This window comes from Pseudonocardia kujensis, assembly GCF_021283305.1.
Lineage (GTDB): Bacteria > Actinomycetota > Actinomycetes > Mycobacteriales > Pseudonocardiaceae > Pseudonocardia > Pseudonocardia kujensis.
Genome location: NZ_JAJSOK010000004.1, coordinates 94061 through 108342, shown reverse-complemented (window position 1 = coordinate 108342; position 14282 = coordinate 94061). Strand labels below are relative to the sequence as shown.

Below are 14282 nucleotides of genomic sequence, written 5' to 3'. Positions count from 1 at the left end.
GACCGGGCGGATCCGCGCTCAGGTCACGTCGTCGACGTTGCGGGCGTTCGGTTCCGGGCTGTGCACGGGGGCGGGCGCCGGGACCGGGCCCGGTCCGTCGATGCTGCTCGGACCGTCGACCGCGCTCGGGGTGGTGTCGATCGGGGACGGCGCGTCGGGGTCCCAGTCGTCCCAGCCCTCGGCCTTGCGCTGCTTCGCCTTGCGTCTGTCGTGCACCCGCGCGATCTGGATGGCGAGCTCGAACAGCAGCGTGAGCGCCAGCGCGAGCGCCGTCATCGAGATCGGGTCCTGTCCGGGTGTGGCGACCGCGGCGAACACGAACAGGCCGAAGATGATCCCGCGCCGCGACTTCCGCAGCCGCTCGTAGCTCAGGATCCCGATCTGGTTGAGCATCACCACGAGCAGCGGGATCTCGAAGCTGACGCCGAAGATCAGCAGCAGCGCGATGACGAACCCGAAGTAGCTCTCGCCGGTCAGTGCGGTGGTCTGGACCTCGCTGCCGATCGTCAGCAGGAACGCCAGGCCCTGCGAGACGACGAAGTAGGCGAGCACCGCACCCGCGACGAACAGCACGGCGGCGGTGCTGACGAAGATCAGCGCGAACTTGCGCTCCTTCGGGTACAGCCCGGGCACGATGAACGCCCAGATCTGGTACAGCCACACCGGGCACGCCAGGACGATGCCCGCGACCGCACCGACCTTCAGCCGCAGCATGAACTGGTCGAACGGCCCGGTGCCGAGCAGGGTGCAGGACCCGTCGGCGGTGAACACGGCCCGCGACGAGGCGGGCAGCGAGCAGTACGGCTCCTTGAGCAGGGCACCGAGGCTCGGTGCGCCGAAGAACCCGACCTCGAACCAGATGTAGCCGACGATCGTGGTGACCGCGATCGCCAGCAGCGAGATGCCGAGACGGTTGCGCAGCTCGTAGAGGTGCTCGACGAGCGTCATCGTGCCGTCGGGGTTCTTCGGCCGCCGACGGAGGCTGAGCTTCACCACGTCGAGCGAAGCCCTACTGCTGGTGCTCGCGCTGCTCCGCCGGCTGCTCGGCCGGGCGCGGCGGCTCGGCCGCCGCGGTCCCGGTGCTGCCGGTGGTGCCCTGTGCCGGCGGGAGCTGTGCCGGCGGGAGCTGGGCCGGGGGCTCCTGCTTCGCCGACTCCTCGGTCTTCCCGTCGTGCTTCATGCCCTTCATCTCGCCCTTGAAGATGCGGGCGGACTGCCCGACGGAGCGGGCCATGTCGGGCAGCTTCTTGGCGCCGAACAGCAGGAGCACCACCACCACGAGGATGACGATCTCCCACCCGCCGAGACTCGGCATGAGCAGTCCTTTCGACGGAACCGGTTCGCCCCGATAGTACGCACGGGCGCCCCGAGCACGGTCAGCGGCGGGCGCGCAGTTCCGCGGCCGCCACCTGCAGCGGGACGACGGCCTCCCCGGCGCGGCGGCGCTCCTGCCGTGCGGCGTGCACGAACCGCCGCACATGTGCCAGGCAGACCACCGCCACCGCCAGCAGCAGCACGATCCCCGCCGCGCCCAGTAGCACCGGCACCCAGTACAGCCCCATCAGCGCTCCCCCGCTCCCTCGTCCGTCGTCCCCGGCGTCGTCCCCGCCGTGGCGGCGGCCGCCAGGGCCGCCCGGGCCCGCTCTGCCACCACGGCCGCGAGCTCCGGGGGCTCCAGCACCCGGGCGCCGCCCCCGAGACCCAGCACCAGCCGGACCAGCCACGCCGGGTCGGCGTAGCGGAGCCGCACGCGCGCCGCGCCCGACCCGTCGAGGTGCTCGACGACCTCGTCCACCGGGTAGTACTCGGCGATCCACCGGGCCTCGCGCGCCACCTCGAGGACCGCGGTGCGGTGCTCCTCGCTGGGCGAGAACAGCCCGTGCGAGACGTCCGTGGGCTCGGCGTCGGTGGGCGGCGCGCTCGGTTCCGCGAGCTCGGTGACCTCCTCGACCCGGTCCAGCCGGAAGAGCCGCACGCCCTCCGCGCGCCGGCACCAGGCCTCCAGGTACCCGCGACCCTCGACCAGCAGCAGCCGCATCGGGTCGACGGTCCGGCGCGACACCGCGTCCCGCCCGGCCGTGTAGTACACGATCTGCAGCGCCCGCCCGCGGTCGAGGGCCCCGCGCACCGCGGCGGCGGTGGCCTCCTCCTCGCGGGTGAGATCGACGGCGACGGTGGCCACCCCGGCGTCGCCCACCGCCCGCTCGATCTTCGCGGTGGCCCGGCGCACGGCCGCCGTGTCGACGACGCCGGGCGCCTCGCTCAGCGTCCGCAGCGCCACCAGCAGCGCGGTCGCCTCCGCCGTGGTCAGCCGCAGCGGGCGGCGCATCCCGGCGTCCTCGGTCACGCTCACCGTGTCGCCGGAGAACGAGAGGTCGACGAGGTCGCCCGGCCCGTACCCGGGCAGGCCGCACATCCACAGCAGCTCGAGGTCGCGGCGCAGCTGCCGCGGGGTGATGTCGAAGTCCGCGGCGGCCTCGGCGATCGGGATCCCGGGCCGGGCCAGCAGGTACGGCACCAGCGACAGCAGCCGCGGCAGCCGGTCCGCGACCCCGCTCACGCCGCACCCCCCACGACACGCCTCACCGGACCGGCTCCCCCGCGTGCGCGGCGAGCGCTCCTTCCCACAGCCGCCGGACGTGGGCGGCGAGGCCCGGCGGGTCGAGCACCACGACGTCCGGGCCCGCGCCGGCGAGCCAGCGGGCCACCGTGCGCTCGTTGCGCAGCTCGATCTCCAGCACATCGCCCGCGCGTCCGTCCCGCTCCCGCGCTCCGACGACGGTGCCGAGCCGCCGCAACCCGTGCGCATGCCCCTCGGGCACCCACACGCGGGCGGTACCGGTGACGGGCCCGTAGTCGAACGTCCGGCGGATCGACGCCATCAGGTCCGTCCCCGGCGGCACGGTCACCTCGCCGGGCTCGCCCACCGTCTTGACCGGCTCGAGGATGCGCGACAGCCGGAAGGAGCGGACGTCCGCCCGGTCCCGGTCGTGGCCCACGAGGTACCAGCGGCCCCGCCACGACACGACGCCCCACGGCTCCACGGTCCGCCGGGCGATCTCGCCGGTCGGCCCGCCGCGGCGGTGGTCGAAGGTCACCGCCTGGCCCGCCTGCACGGCCGCGAGCAGCGGGGCGAACGCCGGCTCGGCCGCCCGCACCCGCGGCTGCACCGAGCCACGCGTCTCGTCGACCTCCACCCCCGCGGCCCGCAGCTTGCGCAGCGCCCCGTGGGCGGCCCCGGACAGCTCGGGCGAGTCCCACAGCGACCCGGCCAGCGCGACGGCGGCGGCCTCCTCGGCGTCGAGGTCGATCTCGCCGAGCTCGTAGTCGCCCCGGGCGATCCGGTAGCCCTCCACCGTGTCGAACGCCGAGGTGCGGCCGGTCTCCAGCGGCACGCCCAGCTCGCGCAGCTCGGTCTTGTCCCGCTCGAACATGCGGAAGAAGGCCTCGTCGCTCGTGGCGTCGGCATAGCCGGGCACGGTCGCGCGGATCCGCTCGGCGGTCAGGAACTGCCGCGTCGAGAGCAGGCAGAGCACCAGGTTGACCAGGCGCTCGGCGCGGGCGGAGGACACGGGGGCAGCATACGACCAGCTGTTCGAACGGCGCGGGCACCCGCGGAATCTCGGCACGTCGGACCGCGGTCGGGTGAACGGGACCGGGGCGCGGCCACGGTGCCGGGGCGGTGTCGCGGCGGTGTCTCAGGAAGCGACACCGCACGGCCTTGACCCGGCGATCACCGCGGCAGAGGCTTCCGGTGACGCACGGCACAGCACGAGGAGGCCCACCGCGATGACGCACGACGCCGGCCAGCCGGAGACCTTCAACCCGTGGAGCGTCGTGAACCTGGTGTTCCACCATCTCGCCGACCAGGGGCTGCACCCCGTGCTCGGCGAGACCGGCGACCCGAAGCAGGCCGCCGAGGCGCTCCTGCACGCCCTGGGCATCGAGCCGGCGCCCGACCACGCCGGGCCCGCCGCCAAGCCGATCCAGGACGACCTGCTCGCCCTGCGGAGGAAGATGATGCCGGGCATCGAGTAGAGGCCGACGTGACGACGGCCCCGCCGCCCGAGGGCGACGGGTCCGTCCGTCCGTGGAGTGCCGGAGCTCAGAGGGACTGGATCAACCGGTCCACCCGCTCGTCGACCGAGCGGAACGGGTCCTTGCACAGCACGGTCCGTTGCGCCTGGTCGTTGAGCTTGAGGTGCACCCAGTCGACGGTGAAGTCACGGCCCGCGGCCTGGGCGGCGGCGATGAAGTCGCCGCGCAGCTTGGCCCGCGTGCTCTGCGGCGGGGTGTCCTTGGCGACCTCGATCTCGCCGTCGTCCGTGACCCGCTCGACCAGGCCCTTGCGCTGCAGCATGTCGAACAGCCCGCGACCGCGACGGATGTCGTGGTAGGCGAGGTCGAGCTGGGCGATCCGGGCGCTGGACAGGTCCAGGTCGTGCTTGTTGCGGTAGCGCTCGACCAGCCGGTACTTGATCGCCCAGTCGATCTCCCGGTCGATGAGCGAGAAGTTCCGGGTCTCCACGGCGTCGAGCGTGCGGCCCCACAGTTCCACGACCCGCTCCAGCGTGCGGTCCTCGCTGCCGCGCTGGCGCAGGTGCTCGACGGCGCGGGCGTGGTACTCCCGCTGGATGTCCAGCGCGCTGGCCTCGCGCCCGCCCGCCAGCCGCACGGTGCGCCGGCCGGTGAGGTCGTGGCTGATCTCGCGGATCGCGCGGATCGGGTTGTCCAGGGTGAAGTCCCGGAACTGGACGCCGGCCTCGATCATCTCCAGCACCAGGTGCGTGGTGCCGACCTTGAGAAGCGTGGTGGTCTCGGCCATGTTCGAGTCGCCGACGATCACGTGCAGCCGGCGGTAGCGCTCGGCGTCGGCGTGCGGCTCGTCCCGGGTGTTGATGATCGGCCGGGAGCGCGTGGTGGCGCTGGAGACGCCCTCCCAGATGTGCTCGGCCCGCTGGGACAGGCAGTAGACCGCGCCGCGCGGGGTCTGCAGCACCTTGCCCGCACCGCAGATGAGCTGGCGGGTGACCAGGAACGGCAGCAGCACGTCGGCGATCCGGGCGAACTCGCCCTGCCGGGCCACCAGGTAGTTCTCGTGGCAGCCGTAGGAGTTGCCCGCGGAGTCGGTGTTGTTCTTGAACAGGTAGATGTCGCCGCCGATGCCCTCGTCGACGAGCCGGCGCTCGGCGTCGACCAGCAGGTCCTCGAGGATCCGCTCGCCCGCCTTGTCGTGCGCGACCAGCCCGGTGAGCGTGTCGCACTCGGCCGTCGCGTACTCCGGGTGCGAGCCGACGTCGAGGTAGAGCCGCGCCCCGTTGCGCAGGAACACGTTGGACGACCTGCCCCACGACACGACGCGCCGGAACAGGTACCGCGCGACCTCGTCCGGCGAGAGCCGGCGCTGGCCGTGGAAGGTGCACGTGACCCCGAACTCGGTCTCGACCCCGAAGATCCGACGCTGCATGTCTCACAGCGTAAGCGCAGGAAGGCCCATAAGGTCACGCCTGTGACCGACTGGTTCCGGCGAGTCGCCCTGAAATCCCGCCGCCTCGATCGAGGCCTGGCGGCGGCCGACCGACACCACCTGCCGCTGGTGGTGGTCCCCGCCGGGACGCTCAACCACTTCGCCCGCGACGTCGGCGTCTACGACCTGCAGGAGGCGGTCGACGCGACCCGGGCCGGCGAGGCCGTGGCGGTGGACCTGGCGCTGGTCGAGGCCCACCCCGGGATCGGCGACGAGCCCGCGGACCCCGAGGTCATCCGCACCCGGTACTTCCTCAACACCGCCAGCATCGGCTCCTACCCCGAGCTGGTCCGGCTGCGCGAGAGGTGGCAGCCGCGGTGGGGCAAGTGGCCGGCCTTCGCCGCGGCGCTGGTCACCGTGCTGCGCCGGTCGGAGAAGGTCCGGGTCCGGGTCGGCGACCGCTGGCACCTGGTGTGGTTCCTCTTCGTCGGCAACGGGCCGTACCACCCGCGCGGCATGGTCCCCGCCTGGCGGCCGACCCTGGACTCCGGGCTGCTCGACGTCCGGTGGCTGCGCGCCGACGTCGCCTTCTCCCGGCTCCGGGTGGTCGCCGCCCTGATCCTCGGTGCGCTCGGGCACAGCCGCGTCTACACCCAGCTCGAGACCGCGGAGCTCGACGTCGAGCTGGCCGTGCCGAGCATGCTCGCCACGGACGGCGAGGTGGTCGAGGAGGCCGGGCGGTACACCTTCCGGGTCGCCAAGGACCCGATCCCGGTCTACCGGCGCGACGAGGAGCGCTGGACCGGGCGGGACCGGCCGTTCCAGGGCTGACCCGCGCCTGCCCCCCGACGCGGCCCGGGGCCGGCGTAATGCCCGCCCGATCCGGTCCGACCCACCCCGGCATCCCCGGGGAGGACCGATGACGCTCGCGTTCGACGAGGAAGGCGCCCGCGAGATCGAGCGGGTCTACGCGACCCCCGACATCGTCCGGCAGCGCGCCGAGGTCCTGGCCCTGCTCGCGCCACGGCCGGGCGAGCGGATCCTCGACGTCGGCTCCGGGCCCGGGTTCCTGCTGGAGGACCTCGCCGCCGCCGTCGGACCGGACGGGGCCGCCCGCGGCATCGACCCGAGCCCGGCGATGAACGCCCTGGCCGCACGCCGGGCGGGGGCGCTGCCTGCCGTGACCCTCGCCCTGGGCACCGCGGAGTCGCTCCCCTACCCCGACGGCGACCTCGACGCCGTCGTCTCCACCCAGGTCTACGAGTACGTCCCGGACATCCCGAAGGCCTTCGCCGAGCTGCACCGGGTGGTCCGGCCGGGCGGGCGCGTGCTGCTGCTCGACACCGACTGGGACTCGGTGGTCTGGCACGTCGCGGACCGGGCCCGGCACGCCCGCGTCATGGCGGCCTGGGACGAGCACCTGGTGCACCCGCACCTGCCCGCGGTGTGGGCCCGGCACCTGGCCGACGCCGGGTTCCGCGTGACCGCCCAGGCCGCCGTCCCCCTTCTCAACCCGGGCCTCGACGAGGACACCTACAGCGCCCTCATCGCCCGCACCATCGCGCAGTACGTCGCGAACCGCCGGGGCCTGACCGTCGCCGACGCCGAGGCGTGGCTCGCCGACGTCCGCGGGGGCGACTACTTCTTCAGCATGAACCGCTTCTGCGTGCTCGCCGTGCGGGAGTGAGGCACGCGCACCCGACCGAACCGGGCGGCGGCCCCCGCGGCTCCGTACGCTGGTGGCATGGGAAGGCTCACCGCGCGGCGGCCCGTGCTGCGGATCGCGGCGGACGGCACGCAGCGCCGCCGCCCGGACACCCTCGCCGCGGAGGAGCCGCTCGAGCTGCGGGTCGACGGAGCGCCGCTCACCGTCACCATGCGCACCCCGGGGCACGACGTGGAGCTCGCCCACGGCTTCCTGCTCACCGAGGGCGTCGTCGGCGCCGCCACCGACCTGCTGACCGCCCGCTACTGCGACTCGGTCGACGCGGACGGCCGCAACACCTACAACGTCCTCGACGTGGCCCTCGCGCCGGGCGTCGAGCCGCCGGACACCTCGGTCGAGCGGAACTTCTACACGACCTCCTCCTGCGGGGTGTGCGGGAAGGCCTCGCTCGACGCGGTGAAGCTCAAGTCGCGCTTCTCCCCCGCCCACGACCCGGTCCGCGTGCCCTGGGAGGTCCTGGGCACGCTGCCGGACCGGCTGCGCGAGGCCCAGAAGGTGTTCGACTCGACGGGCGGGCTGCACGCGGCCGGGCTGTTCGAACCGGACGGCACCCTGCTGGTCACCCGCGAGGACGTCGGCCGGCACAACGCCGTCGACAAGGTCCTCGGGCACGCGCTGCTCGAGGGGCGGGTCCCGGCGGCCGGCACCGTGCTGCAGGTGTCCGGGCGGGCGTCGTTCGAGTTGGTGCAGAAGGCCGTGATGGCCGGGGTGCCCGTGCTGGCCGCGGTGTCGGCGCCCTCGTCACTGGCGGTGGAGCTGGCGGACGAGGCCGGCCTCACCCTCGTCGGGTTCCTGCGCGGCGGCGCGGGCAACGTCTACACGCACCCGGAACGTCTCGCCCTGTAGGCGCCGGCCGCCCTACCCTCGCGGCATGCGCGTCGACGGGCTGGACCACATCGTGCTGGTGACGGAGGACCCCGAGCGGCTCCTCGCCTGGTACCGGGAGACCCTGGGGCTCGCGCCCGAACGGCTCGAGGAGTGGCGGCGCGGCGAGGTGCCGTTCGCCTCCCTGCGGGTGTCCGAGGGGACGATCATCGACGTCCAGCGCGGCGAGCGGACCGGCACCAACGTGGGGCACTTCGCCCTGCTCGTGACCGGGGCCGATCTCGACGCCCTCGCCGCCGAGCACGGCGTCGCGGGACCGAAGGACCTGTTCGGGGCGCGGGGCCAGGGCCGCGGCATCTACCTGACCGACCCGGACGGCAACGGCGTGGAGCTACGCACCTACTCCTGAGCCGGACGGCCCCGAGGACGACCGCGCCGGCCCACCACGAGGATGGACCGGCGCCGGGTCGAACGCTCAGTTCAGCGACGGCGGCTTGCCCGAGCCGCCCGTGGTGCCGTTCTCCGGCAGGACACCACCGGCGGCCGGGGCGTCGTCGCCGCCGCGGACGTTCGGCTCGTCGGCCGCCTCGCCACGGTTCGCGGCCGGCAGCAGGTTGCGCAGCACGGGCCCGGTGATCCGGCGGAAGGCGCGGCCCGGCCGGCTGCGGTCCAGCACGGCCACCTCGAGCGCCTTCTCGCCGAGCACGCGGGCCTCGGTGCCGTTGCCGGGGCCCGACCCGGGGACCTGCAGACCCTCCAGCGCGGACGCCAGCGCCTCGCCGAGGTCGTGCCCGCCGTCGTAGACGTCCTTGAGCTTCGCCGAGATGGGCTCGGTCGTGCCGCCCATGACCACGTACTGCGGCTCGTCGGTGATCGAGCCGTCGTAGGTGATGCGGTAGAGCTGGTCGCCGTCGGGCGTCTCGCCGACCTCGGCCAGGCAGATCTCCGCCTCGTAGGGCTTCTGCTGCTCGACGAACGCGGCCCCGATGAACTGCGCGTAGGTGTTGGCCAGCCAGCGGCTGGTGACGTCGCGCCGGTCGTAGGAGAAGCCGCGGGAATCGGCGAGCCGGATGCCGGCGGTGCGCAGGCCCTCGAACTCGTTGTACCGGCCGACGGCGGCGAAGCCGATCCGGTCGTAGATCTCGGAGACCTTGTTCAGGGCGGTCGAGTGGTTCTCGGCGACGAACAGCACGCCGCCGGAGAAGGTCATGACCACGACGCTGCGGCCGCGGGAGATGCCCTTGCGGGCGAGCTCCGACCGGTCGCGCAGCAGCTGGTCGACGGAGGAGTAGAAGGGCATCGTCATCGGGGGACGCTCCTGGATCTCATCGTGCTGGCCGGGTGGGGCGGGCGCGCCCGGGGGGCCGGGCGCGGCACGCTCAGCCGCCCGGGTTCTCCGCCCGGTCCGCCACGATCCGGTCGACGATGCCGGCGACCTCCTCGTCCGAGCGCCGCACGGCGCCCTCGGGACCCGTGATGCTGACGACGACCGGGTAGATCCTCCGGACCAGGTCCGGCCCGCCGGTGGCGGTGTCGTCGTCCGCGGCGTCGTACAGCGCCTCGAGCGCGTTGCGCAGCGTGGTCTGCAGGTCCGCCGACGTGCGGTGCAGCTTCTTCATCGAGGACTTGGCGAACACCGACCCGGAGCCGACCGCGTGGTAGCCGAGCCACTCGTCGTAGCGGCCGCCGGTGGGGTCGTAGGTGACGATGCGGCCGGCCTTGGCCGGGTCCGGCTCCTCGGTGTCGTAGCCCGCGAACAGCGGCACCACCACGAAGCCCTGCATGGCCGCGCCCAGGTTGCCGCGGATCATGCCCGCGAGCCGGTTGGCCTTGCCGTCGAGGGACATGGCCACGCCCTCGATCTTCTCGTAGTGCTCGAGCTCGACCGAGTACAGCCGGATCATCTCGATCGCGATGCCGGCGGAGCCGGCGATGCCGACCGCGGAGTGCGAGTCCGTGATGAAGATCTTCTCGATGTCCCGCTGGGCGATGACGTTGCCCGCGGTGGCGCGCCGGTCGCCGGCGATGACGACGCCCTCGGCGAACTGCAACGCGACGATCGTGGTGCCGTGCGGCACGCCCAGCGCGTCCGGGGTCATGGGCCGACCCTCCGGACCGCGGGGCGCGTCGAACATCCTCCCCGGGAGCAGGTGCGGCTGGGTGGCCGCGACGTAGTTGGCGAACGACGTCTCGCCCAGTGCCGCGAAGGCGGCGTGGTGGCCGAGCCCCGGCTGCCCGTCCCGGCCGCCGGCGGCGGGCTCGGGGGAACCGGGGAAGGGACGGCCGATCGCAGCGGGCCCGGGGATGCCCTCGCGGAACTCCATGGTGGGGGGTGTGCCTCTCTCGTCAGTCGCTGTCGGGTGTCGCTCACGGATGGGGGCGGGGACCACCGACCAGCAGACGGGCCGGACCCCTTCCGGGGCCCGACCCGCCACCGGCTGTCAGGTGCGGCTACTGGCCGCCCTTCTGCACGTACGCGCGGACGAAGTCCTCGGCGTTCTCCTCGAGGACGTCGTCGATCTCGTCGAGGATCGTGTCGACGTCCTCGCCCAGCTTCTCCCGGCGCTCCTGGCCGGCCGCCGACGCGTCGCCGCTCTCGTCGTCGTCGCCGCCGCCACCGCCCTGGCGCTTCGTCTGCTCCTGCGACATGACGTCTCCTCCTCGCGTCCGATCCCGGCGACCCGCCACCGTCGTGGCAGGCAGACCCCGGGGTCCGATGCGCCCAGCCTACTTGCCGGGACCCGCCGCCGCCCACGGTTCGCGGGTTGCGAACTGGTGTCCCGGTACGGCGGCTCACCCGTTGGTGAGGGCCTTCACCAGCTCCTCGGCGGTCCGGGAGCCCTCGATCAGCTCCCCGACGTGCCGGCGCGTGCCGCGCAGCGGCTCCAGCGTGGGGATCCGGACCAGCGACTCGCGGCCCAGGTCGAAGATGACCGAGTCCCACGACGCCGCGGCGACCTCGGCCGGATAGCGCTCGAGGCAGCGGCCGCGGAAGAAGGCGCGGGTGTCGTCCGGGGGGTTGCGGATCGCGCGCTCGACCTCCTCCTCGGTGACCAGGCGCTTCATCGACCCGCGGGTGACCAGCCGGTTGTACAGGCCCTTCGCCATCCGGACGTCGGTGTACTGCAGGTCGACCAGGCCGAGGCGGCCCGAGCTCCACTGCAGGTTGTCCCGCTCCCGGTAGCCGTTGAGCAGCCGCAGCTTCGCCGTCCAGTCCAGGCGGTCGGCGGTGCGCATCGGGTCCTCGGACAGGTCCTCGAGGATCTCGCCCCACAGCCGGAGCACCTCGGCGGTGTCCGGGTCGATGTCGGCGCCCTGGGAGTTCTCGACGTGCTTGACGGCCTTCTCGTGGTAGGCCCACTGCAGCTCGACGGCGGTGAGCGAGCGCCCGTCGGTGAGCTCCACCTTCTGCTGCAGCGACGGGTCGTGGCTGATCTGGTGCACGGCGCGGACCGGCTCGGCCAGCCGCAGCTCGTCGAACCGGACGCCGTTCTCGATCATGTCGAGGACCAGCGCGGTCGTGCCGACCTTGAGGAGCGTGGCGTACTCGCTCATGTTGGCGTCGCCGATGATGACGTGCAGCCGGCGGTACTTGTCGGCGTCGGCGTGCGGCTCGTCGCGGGTGTTGATGATGCCGCGCTTGAGCGTGGTCTCCAGGCCGACCTCGACCTCGATGTAGTCGGCGCGCTGGGAGATCTGGTAGCCCTCCGCGTCGCCCTGGGCGCCGATGCCGACGCGGCCGGCGCCCGTCACGACCTGGCGGGACACGAAGAACGGGGTGAGCCCGCCGACGATCGCCGGGAACGTGGTCTGGCGGGCCATCAGATAGTTCTCGTGCGAGCCGTAGCTCGCGCCCTTGCCGTCGACGTTGTTCTTGTAGAGCTGGATCCGCGGCGCGCCGGGCACGGTGGCGGCCCGTACCGCGGCCTCCTCCATGATCCGCTCCCCCGCCTTGTCCCAGATGACGACGTCGCGCGGGGTCAGCACCTCGGGCGTGGAGAACTCCGGGTGCGCGTGGTCGACGTAGAGCCGGGCGCCGTTGGTGAGGATGACGTTCGCCGCTCCGAGGTCGTCGAGCTCCGAGTCGTTGCCCGAGCTGGACAGCGTGGGCGCCGACAGGTCGAACCCGCGCGCGTCGCGCAGCGGCGACTCCACCTCGTAGTCCCAGCGGGCGCGGCGGTTGCGCGGGATGTCCTGCGCGGCCGCGTAGGCCAGCACGATCTGCGTCGAGGTGATGACGGGGTTGGCGGTCGGGTCGCCGGGCACGGAGATGCCGTACTCGACCTCGGTGCCCATGATGCGGCGGGCGGTCACGAACGGACCTCGCGGGAGTGCATCCCCAGAGCCTAACCCGCCCGGCGGCCGGAAGGCGGCCGCCGAGCGGGCGGGTCATCTGCTGCGCAGGCCGTCGATCAGGCCGAGATCATGCCGTGCGGGTCGAGGACGTACTTGCGCGCCGCGCCGCGGTCGAACTCCTGGTAGCCGCGCGGGGCGTCCTCCAGCGGGATGACCGTGGCGTTGACCGCGTCGGCGATGTGCGCCCGGTCGTTGAGGATCGCCATCATCAGCATGCGGTTGTACCGCAGCACCGGGCACTGGCCGGTGACGAAGCTGTGGCTCTTCGCCCAGCCGAGGCCCAGGCGCACCTTGAGCGTGCCCTCCTTCGCGTCGGGGTCCGCCGCCCCGGGGTCGCCGGTCACGTACAGGCCCGGGATGCCGAGCCGGCCCGCCGCGCGGGTGATGCTCATGATGTCGTTGAGCACCTGGGCTGGCTTCTCCTCGCCGCCCCCGTGCCCGGTGGCCTCGAACCCCACGGCGTCGACGGCGCAGTCGACCTCGTTGGTGTTGAGGATCTGGTCGATCTGGTCCTCGAGCGCGGCGTTCTGCCCGATGTCCACGGTCTCGCAGCCGAAGGACCGGGCCTGCTCGAGCCGCTCCTTGTTGAGGTCGCCGACGATCACGACCGCCGCGCCCAGCAGCTGCGCGGAGTAGGCGGCGGCCAGCCCCACCGGACCTGCCCCGGCCACGTACACGGTCGAGCCCGTGGTCACCCCGGCGGAGACGGCGCCGTGGTAGCCGGTCGGGAAGATGTCGGACAGCATCGTGAGGTCGCGGATCTTGGCCAGCGCCTGGTCGCGGTCCGGGAACTTGATGAGGTTGAAGTCGGCGAACGGCACCATGACGTAGTCCGCCTGGCCGCCTTCCCAGCCGCCCATGTCGACGTAGCCGTAGGCCGAGCCGGCACGCGCGGGGTTGACGTTCAGGCAGACGCCCGTGGCCCCTTCACGACAGTTGCGACAGCGTCCGCAGGCGATGTTGAACGGCACCGTCACGATGTCCCCGACGTTCAGGAACTGGACGTCGTCGCCCTTCTCGATGATCTCCCCGGTGATCTCGTGACCGAGGGTCTGACCGGGCGGCGCCGTGGTACGGCCGCGGACCATGTGCTGGTCCGACCCGCAGATGTTGGTCGAGACGTTCTTGAGGATGACCGCGTGCGGCGCCTCGCGGCTCATGCCCATGGCCTGCGCGACGTCGACGGGGACCTCGAGCTTCGGCATGTCGTGGTCCTCGACCTCGACACGGCCGGGCTCCTTGTAGACGACGATCCTGTTTCCACCCATGACCCCCTCCCTACTCGTCTGTGGCCAAGGTCACAACGGGACGATGGACCCGTGACGAGCGCGGACGAGGTGATCGCCGTGTACGACGCGGCCGGGACGGTCGTCGGCAGCGCGCCGCGCGCGCAGGTGTACGCCCGCTCGCTGTGGCACGGCAGCTCCGGGGTGATCCTGCGCAGTACGGACGGCGAGCGCGTGTACGTCCACCGCCGGGCGGACGACAAGCTCGTGATGCCGGGCCTGTGGGACTGCGTGGCCGGCGGTGTGGTCGACCCCGGCGAGACCCCGCTCGACACGGCGACGCGGGAGCTGGCGGAGGAGCTCGGCGTGCGCGGGGTGGCCCTGCACCCCCTCCTGGCCGTGGCGTGGGAGTCCGGGCCGGGCCCCGGACTCGGGGGGCCGGCGGGGCTGCGCTGCCACCTGTTCGGTTTCGAGGCCTTCTCCGACGGCCCGGTCCGCCATCAGCCGTCGGAGGTCGCGGAGGGCGGGTGGCGGACGAACGCCCAGCTCGCAGCGCTGCTCACCGACCCGGCACAGCCCTTCGCCCCGGACTCGCGCGTCCTCGCCGAGCACTTCCTCGCGACGCTCGGAGAACGCGGACGGCACCCCCGCTGAGCGGAGGTGCCGTCCGTGGACGTGCCGG

At 73.1% G+C, this 14282-nt stretch carries 17 protein-coding genes; 6 read left to right on the top strand and 11 right to left on the bottom strand.

Annotation, left to right across the window (positions count from 1 at the left end; genetic code table 11):
- Positions 1-18: 18 nt before the first annotated feature.
- The 5 genes from tatC to LWC35_RS04655 all read right to left on the bottom strand — a co-directional run bounded on the left by tatC (position 19) and on the right by LWC35_RS04655 (position 3572).
- Entirely contained in the window at positions 19-948 is a 930-nt protein-coding gene (gene tatC / locus LWC35_RS04675; RefSeq protein ID WP_269803608.1) for a twin-arginine translocase subunit TatC, read from the bottom strand.
- A 61-nt stretch (positions 949-1009) separates the two neighbouring features.
- Positions 1010-1315, bottom strand: coding sequence for a Sec-independent protein translocase subunit TatA (gene tatA / locus LWC35_RS04670; RefSeq protein ID WP_232868627.1), 306 nt, complete (start codon positions 1313-1315; stop codon positions 1010-1012).
- A 61-nt stretch (positions 1316-1376) separates the two neighbouring features.
- On the bottom strand, positions 1377-1562 hold the full coding sequence (locus LWC35_RS04665; RefSeq protein ID WP_232868626.1) for a hypothetical protein: 186 nt from the start codon (positions 1560-1562) through the stop codon (positions 1377-1379).
- Positions 1562-2560, bottom strand: coding sequence for a helix-turn-helix transcriptional regulator (locus tag LWC35_RS04660; protein WP_232868625.1), 999 nt, complete (start codon positions 2558-2560; stop codon positions 1562-1564). The genes LWC35_RS04665 and LWC35_RS04660 overlap by 1 nt, the downstream gene beginning before the upstream one ends.
- Positions 2561-2582: 22 nt before the next feature.
- The gene (locus LWC35_RS04655; RefSeq protein WP_232868624.1) at positions 2583-3572 is read right to left on the bottom strand and encodes a helix-turn-helix transcriptional regulator; all 990 of its coding nucleotides are present in this window, start codon (positions 3570-3572) and stop codon (positions 2583-2585) included.
- A 217-nt stretch (positions 3573-3789) separates the two neighbouring features.
- Between LWC35_RS04655 and LWC35_RS04650 the strand changes: the two genes are divergently transcribed.
- On the top strand, positions 3790-4038 hold the full coding sequence (locus LWC35_RS04650) for a hypothetical protein (RefSeq protein WP_232868623.1): 249 nt from the start codon (positions 3790-3792) through the stop codon (positions 4036-4038).
- A gap of 67 nt (positions 4039-4105) precedes the next feature.
- On the opposite strand, the gene pafA is transcribed toward LWC35_RS04650, so the two are convergent.
- Positions 4106-5467, bottom strand: coding sequence for a Pup--protein ligase (pafA, locus tag LWC35_RS04645; RefSeq protein WP_232868622.1), 1362 nt, complete (start codon positions 5465-5467; stop codon positions 4106-4108).
- 42 nt (positions 5468-5509) lie between these two features.
- Between pafA and LWC35_RS04640 the strand changes: the two genes are divergently transcribed.
- From LWC35_RS04640 to LWC35_RS04625, 4 genes are all read left to right on the top strand, one after another.
- Complete coding sequence (locus LWC35_RS04640) at positions 5510-6298, top strand: diacylglycerol/lipid kinase family protein (protein WP_232868621.1); 789 nt, start codon at positions 5510-5512, stop codon at positions 6296-6298.
- Positions 6299-6386: 88 nt separating this feature from the next.
- Entirely contained in the window at positions 6387-7154 is a 768-nt protein-coding gene (locus tag LWC35_RS04635; RefSeq protein ID WP_232868620.1) for a methyltransferase domain-containing protein, read from the top strand.
- A gap of 57 nt (positions 7155-7211) precedes the next feature.
- Positions 7212-8039 (top strand): formate dehydrogenase accessory sulfurtransferase FdhD, encoded by an 828-nt coding sequence (gene fdhD / locus LWC35_RS04630; RefSeq protein ID WP_232868619.1) that lies wholly within the window; start codon positions 7212-7214, stop codon positions 8037-8039.
- 25 nt (positions 8040-8064) lie between these two features.
- Positions 8065-8427, top strand: coding sequence for a VOC family protein (locus tag LWC35_RS04625; RefSeq protein WP_232868618.1), 363 nt, complete (start codon positions 8065-8067; stop codon positions 8425-8427).
- A 66-nt stretch (positions 8428-8493) separates the two neighbouring features.
- On the opposite strand, the gene prcA is transcribed toward LWC35_RS04625, so the two are convergent.
- The 5 genes from prcA to fdhA all read right to left on the bottom strand — a co-directional run bounded on the left by prcA (position 8494) and on the right by fdhA (position 13642).
- Positions 8494-9324 (bottom strand): proteasome subunit alpha, encoded by an 831-nt coding sequence (prcA, locus tag LWC35_RS04620; protein WP_232868617.1) that lies wholly within the window; start codon positions 9322-9324, stop codon positions 8494-8496.
- A 73-nt stretch (positions 9325-9397) separates the two neighbouring features.
- Positions 9398-10342 (bottom strand): proteasome subunit beta, encoded by a 945-nt coding sequence (gene prcB / locus LWC35_RS04615; protein ID WP_232868616.1) that lies wholly within the window; start codon positions 10340-10342, stop codon positions 9398-9400.
- Between the two features lie 127 nt (positions 10343-10469).
- Positions 10470-10667, bottom strand: a complete 198-nt coding sequence (locus tag LWC35_RS04610; protein WP_037038873.1) for a ubiquitin-like protein Pup — start codon at positions 10665-10667, stop codon at positions 10470-10472.
- Positions 10668-10811: 144 nt separating this feature from the next.
- Positions 10812-12314, bottom strand: coding sequence for a depupylase/deamidase Dop (gene dop / locus LWC35_RS04605; protein ID WP_232868741.1), 1503 nt, complete (start codon positions 12312-12314; stop codon positions 10812-10814).
- A gap of 116 nt (positions 12315-12430) precedes the next feature.
- Entirely contained in the window at positions 12431-13642 is a 1212-nt protein-coding gene (gene fdhA, locus LWC35_RS04600; protein WP_232868615.1) for a formaldehyde dehydrogenase, glutathione-independent, read from the bottom strand.
- Positions 13643-13693: 51 nt separating this feature from the next.
- Between fdhA and LWC35_RS04595 the strand changes: the two genes are divergently transcribed.
- Positions 13694-14254: an NUDIX domain-containing protein gene (locus LWC35_RS04595; RefSeq protein WP_232868614.1), complete on the top strand. Its 561-nt coding sequence runs from the start codon at positions 13694-13696 to the stop codon at positions 14252-14254.
- The last annotated feature ends 28 nt before the right edge of the window (positions 14255-14282 follow it).

Coding starts and splice junctions, on each gene's coding strand:
- dop (WP_232868741.1), bottom strand. CDS start 12,314: ATGGGCACCGAGGTCGAGTACGGCATCTCCGTGCCCGGCGACCCGACC.
- prcB (WP_232868616.1), bottom strand. CDS start 10,342: ATGGAGTTCCGCGAGGGCATCCCCGGGCCCGCTGCGATCGGCCGTCCC.
- fdhA (WP_232868615.1), bottom strand. CDS start 13,642: ATGGGTGGAAACAGGATCGTCGTCTACAAGGAGCCCGGCCGTGTCGAG.
- LWC35_RS04635 (WP_232868620.1), top strand. CDS start 6,387: ATGACGCTCGCGTTCGACGAGGAAGGCGCCCGCGAGATCGAGCGGGTC.
- tatC (WP_269803608.1), bottom strand. CDS start 948: ATGACGCTCGTCGAGCACCTCTACGAGCTGCGCAACCGTCTCGGCATC.
- tatA (WP_232868627.1), bottom strand. CDS start 1,315: ATGCCGAGTCTCGGCGGGTGGGAGATCGTCATCCTCGTGGTGGTGGTG.
- pafA (WP_232868622.1), bottom strand. CDS start 5,467: ATGCAGCGTCGGATCTTCGGGGTCGAGACCGAGTTCGGGGTCACGTGC.
- LWC35_RS04610 (WP_037038873.1), bottom strand. CDS start 10,667: ATGTCGCAGGAGCAGACGAAGCGCCAGGGCGGTGGCGGCGGCGACGAC.
- fdhD (WP_232868619.1), top strand. CDS start 7,212: ATGGGAAGGCTCACCGCGCGGCGGCCCGTGCTGCGGATCGCGGCGGAC.
- LWC35_RS04650 (WP_232868623.1), top strand. CDS start 3,790: ATGACGCACGACGCCGGCCAGCCGGAGACCTTCAACCCGTGGAGCGTC.
- prcA (WP_232868617.1), bottom strand. CDS start 9,324: ATGACGATGCCCTTCTACTCCTCCGTCGACCAGCTGCTGCGCGACCGG.
- LWC35_RS04665 (WP_232868626.1), bottom strand. CDS start 1,562: ATGGGGCTGTACTGGGTGCCGGTGCTACTGGGCGCGGCGGGGATCGTG.
- LWC35_RS04625 (WP_232868618.1), top strand. CDS start 8,065: ATGCGCGTCGACGGGCTGGACCACATCGTGCTGGTGACGGAGGACCCC.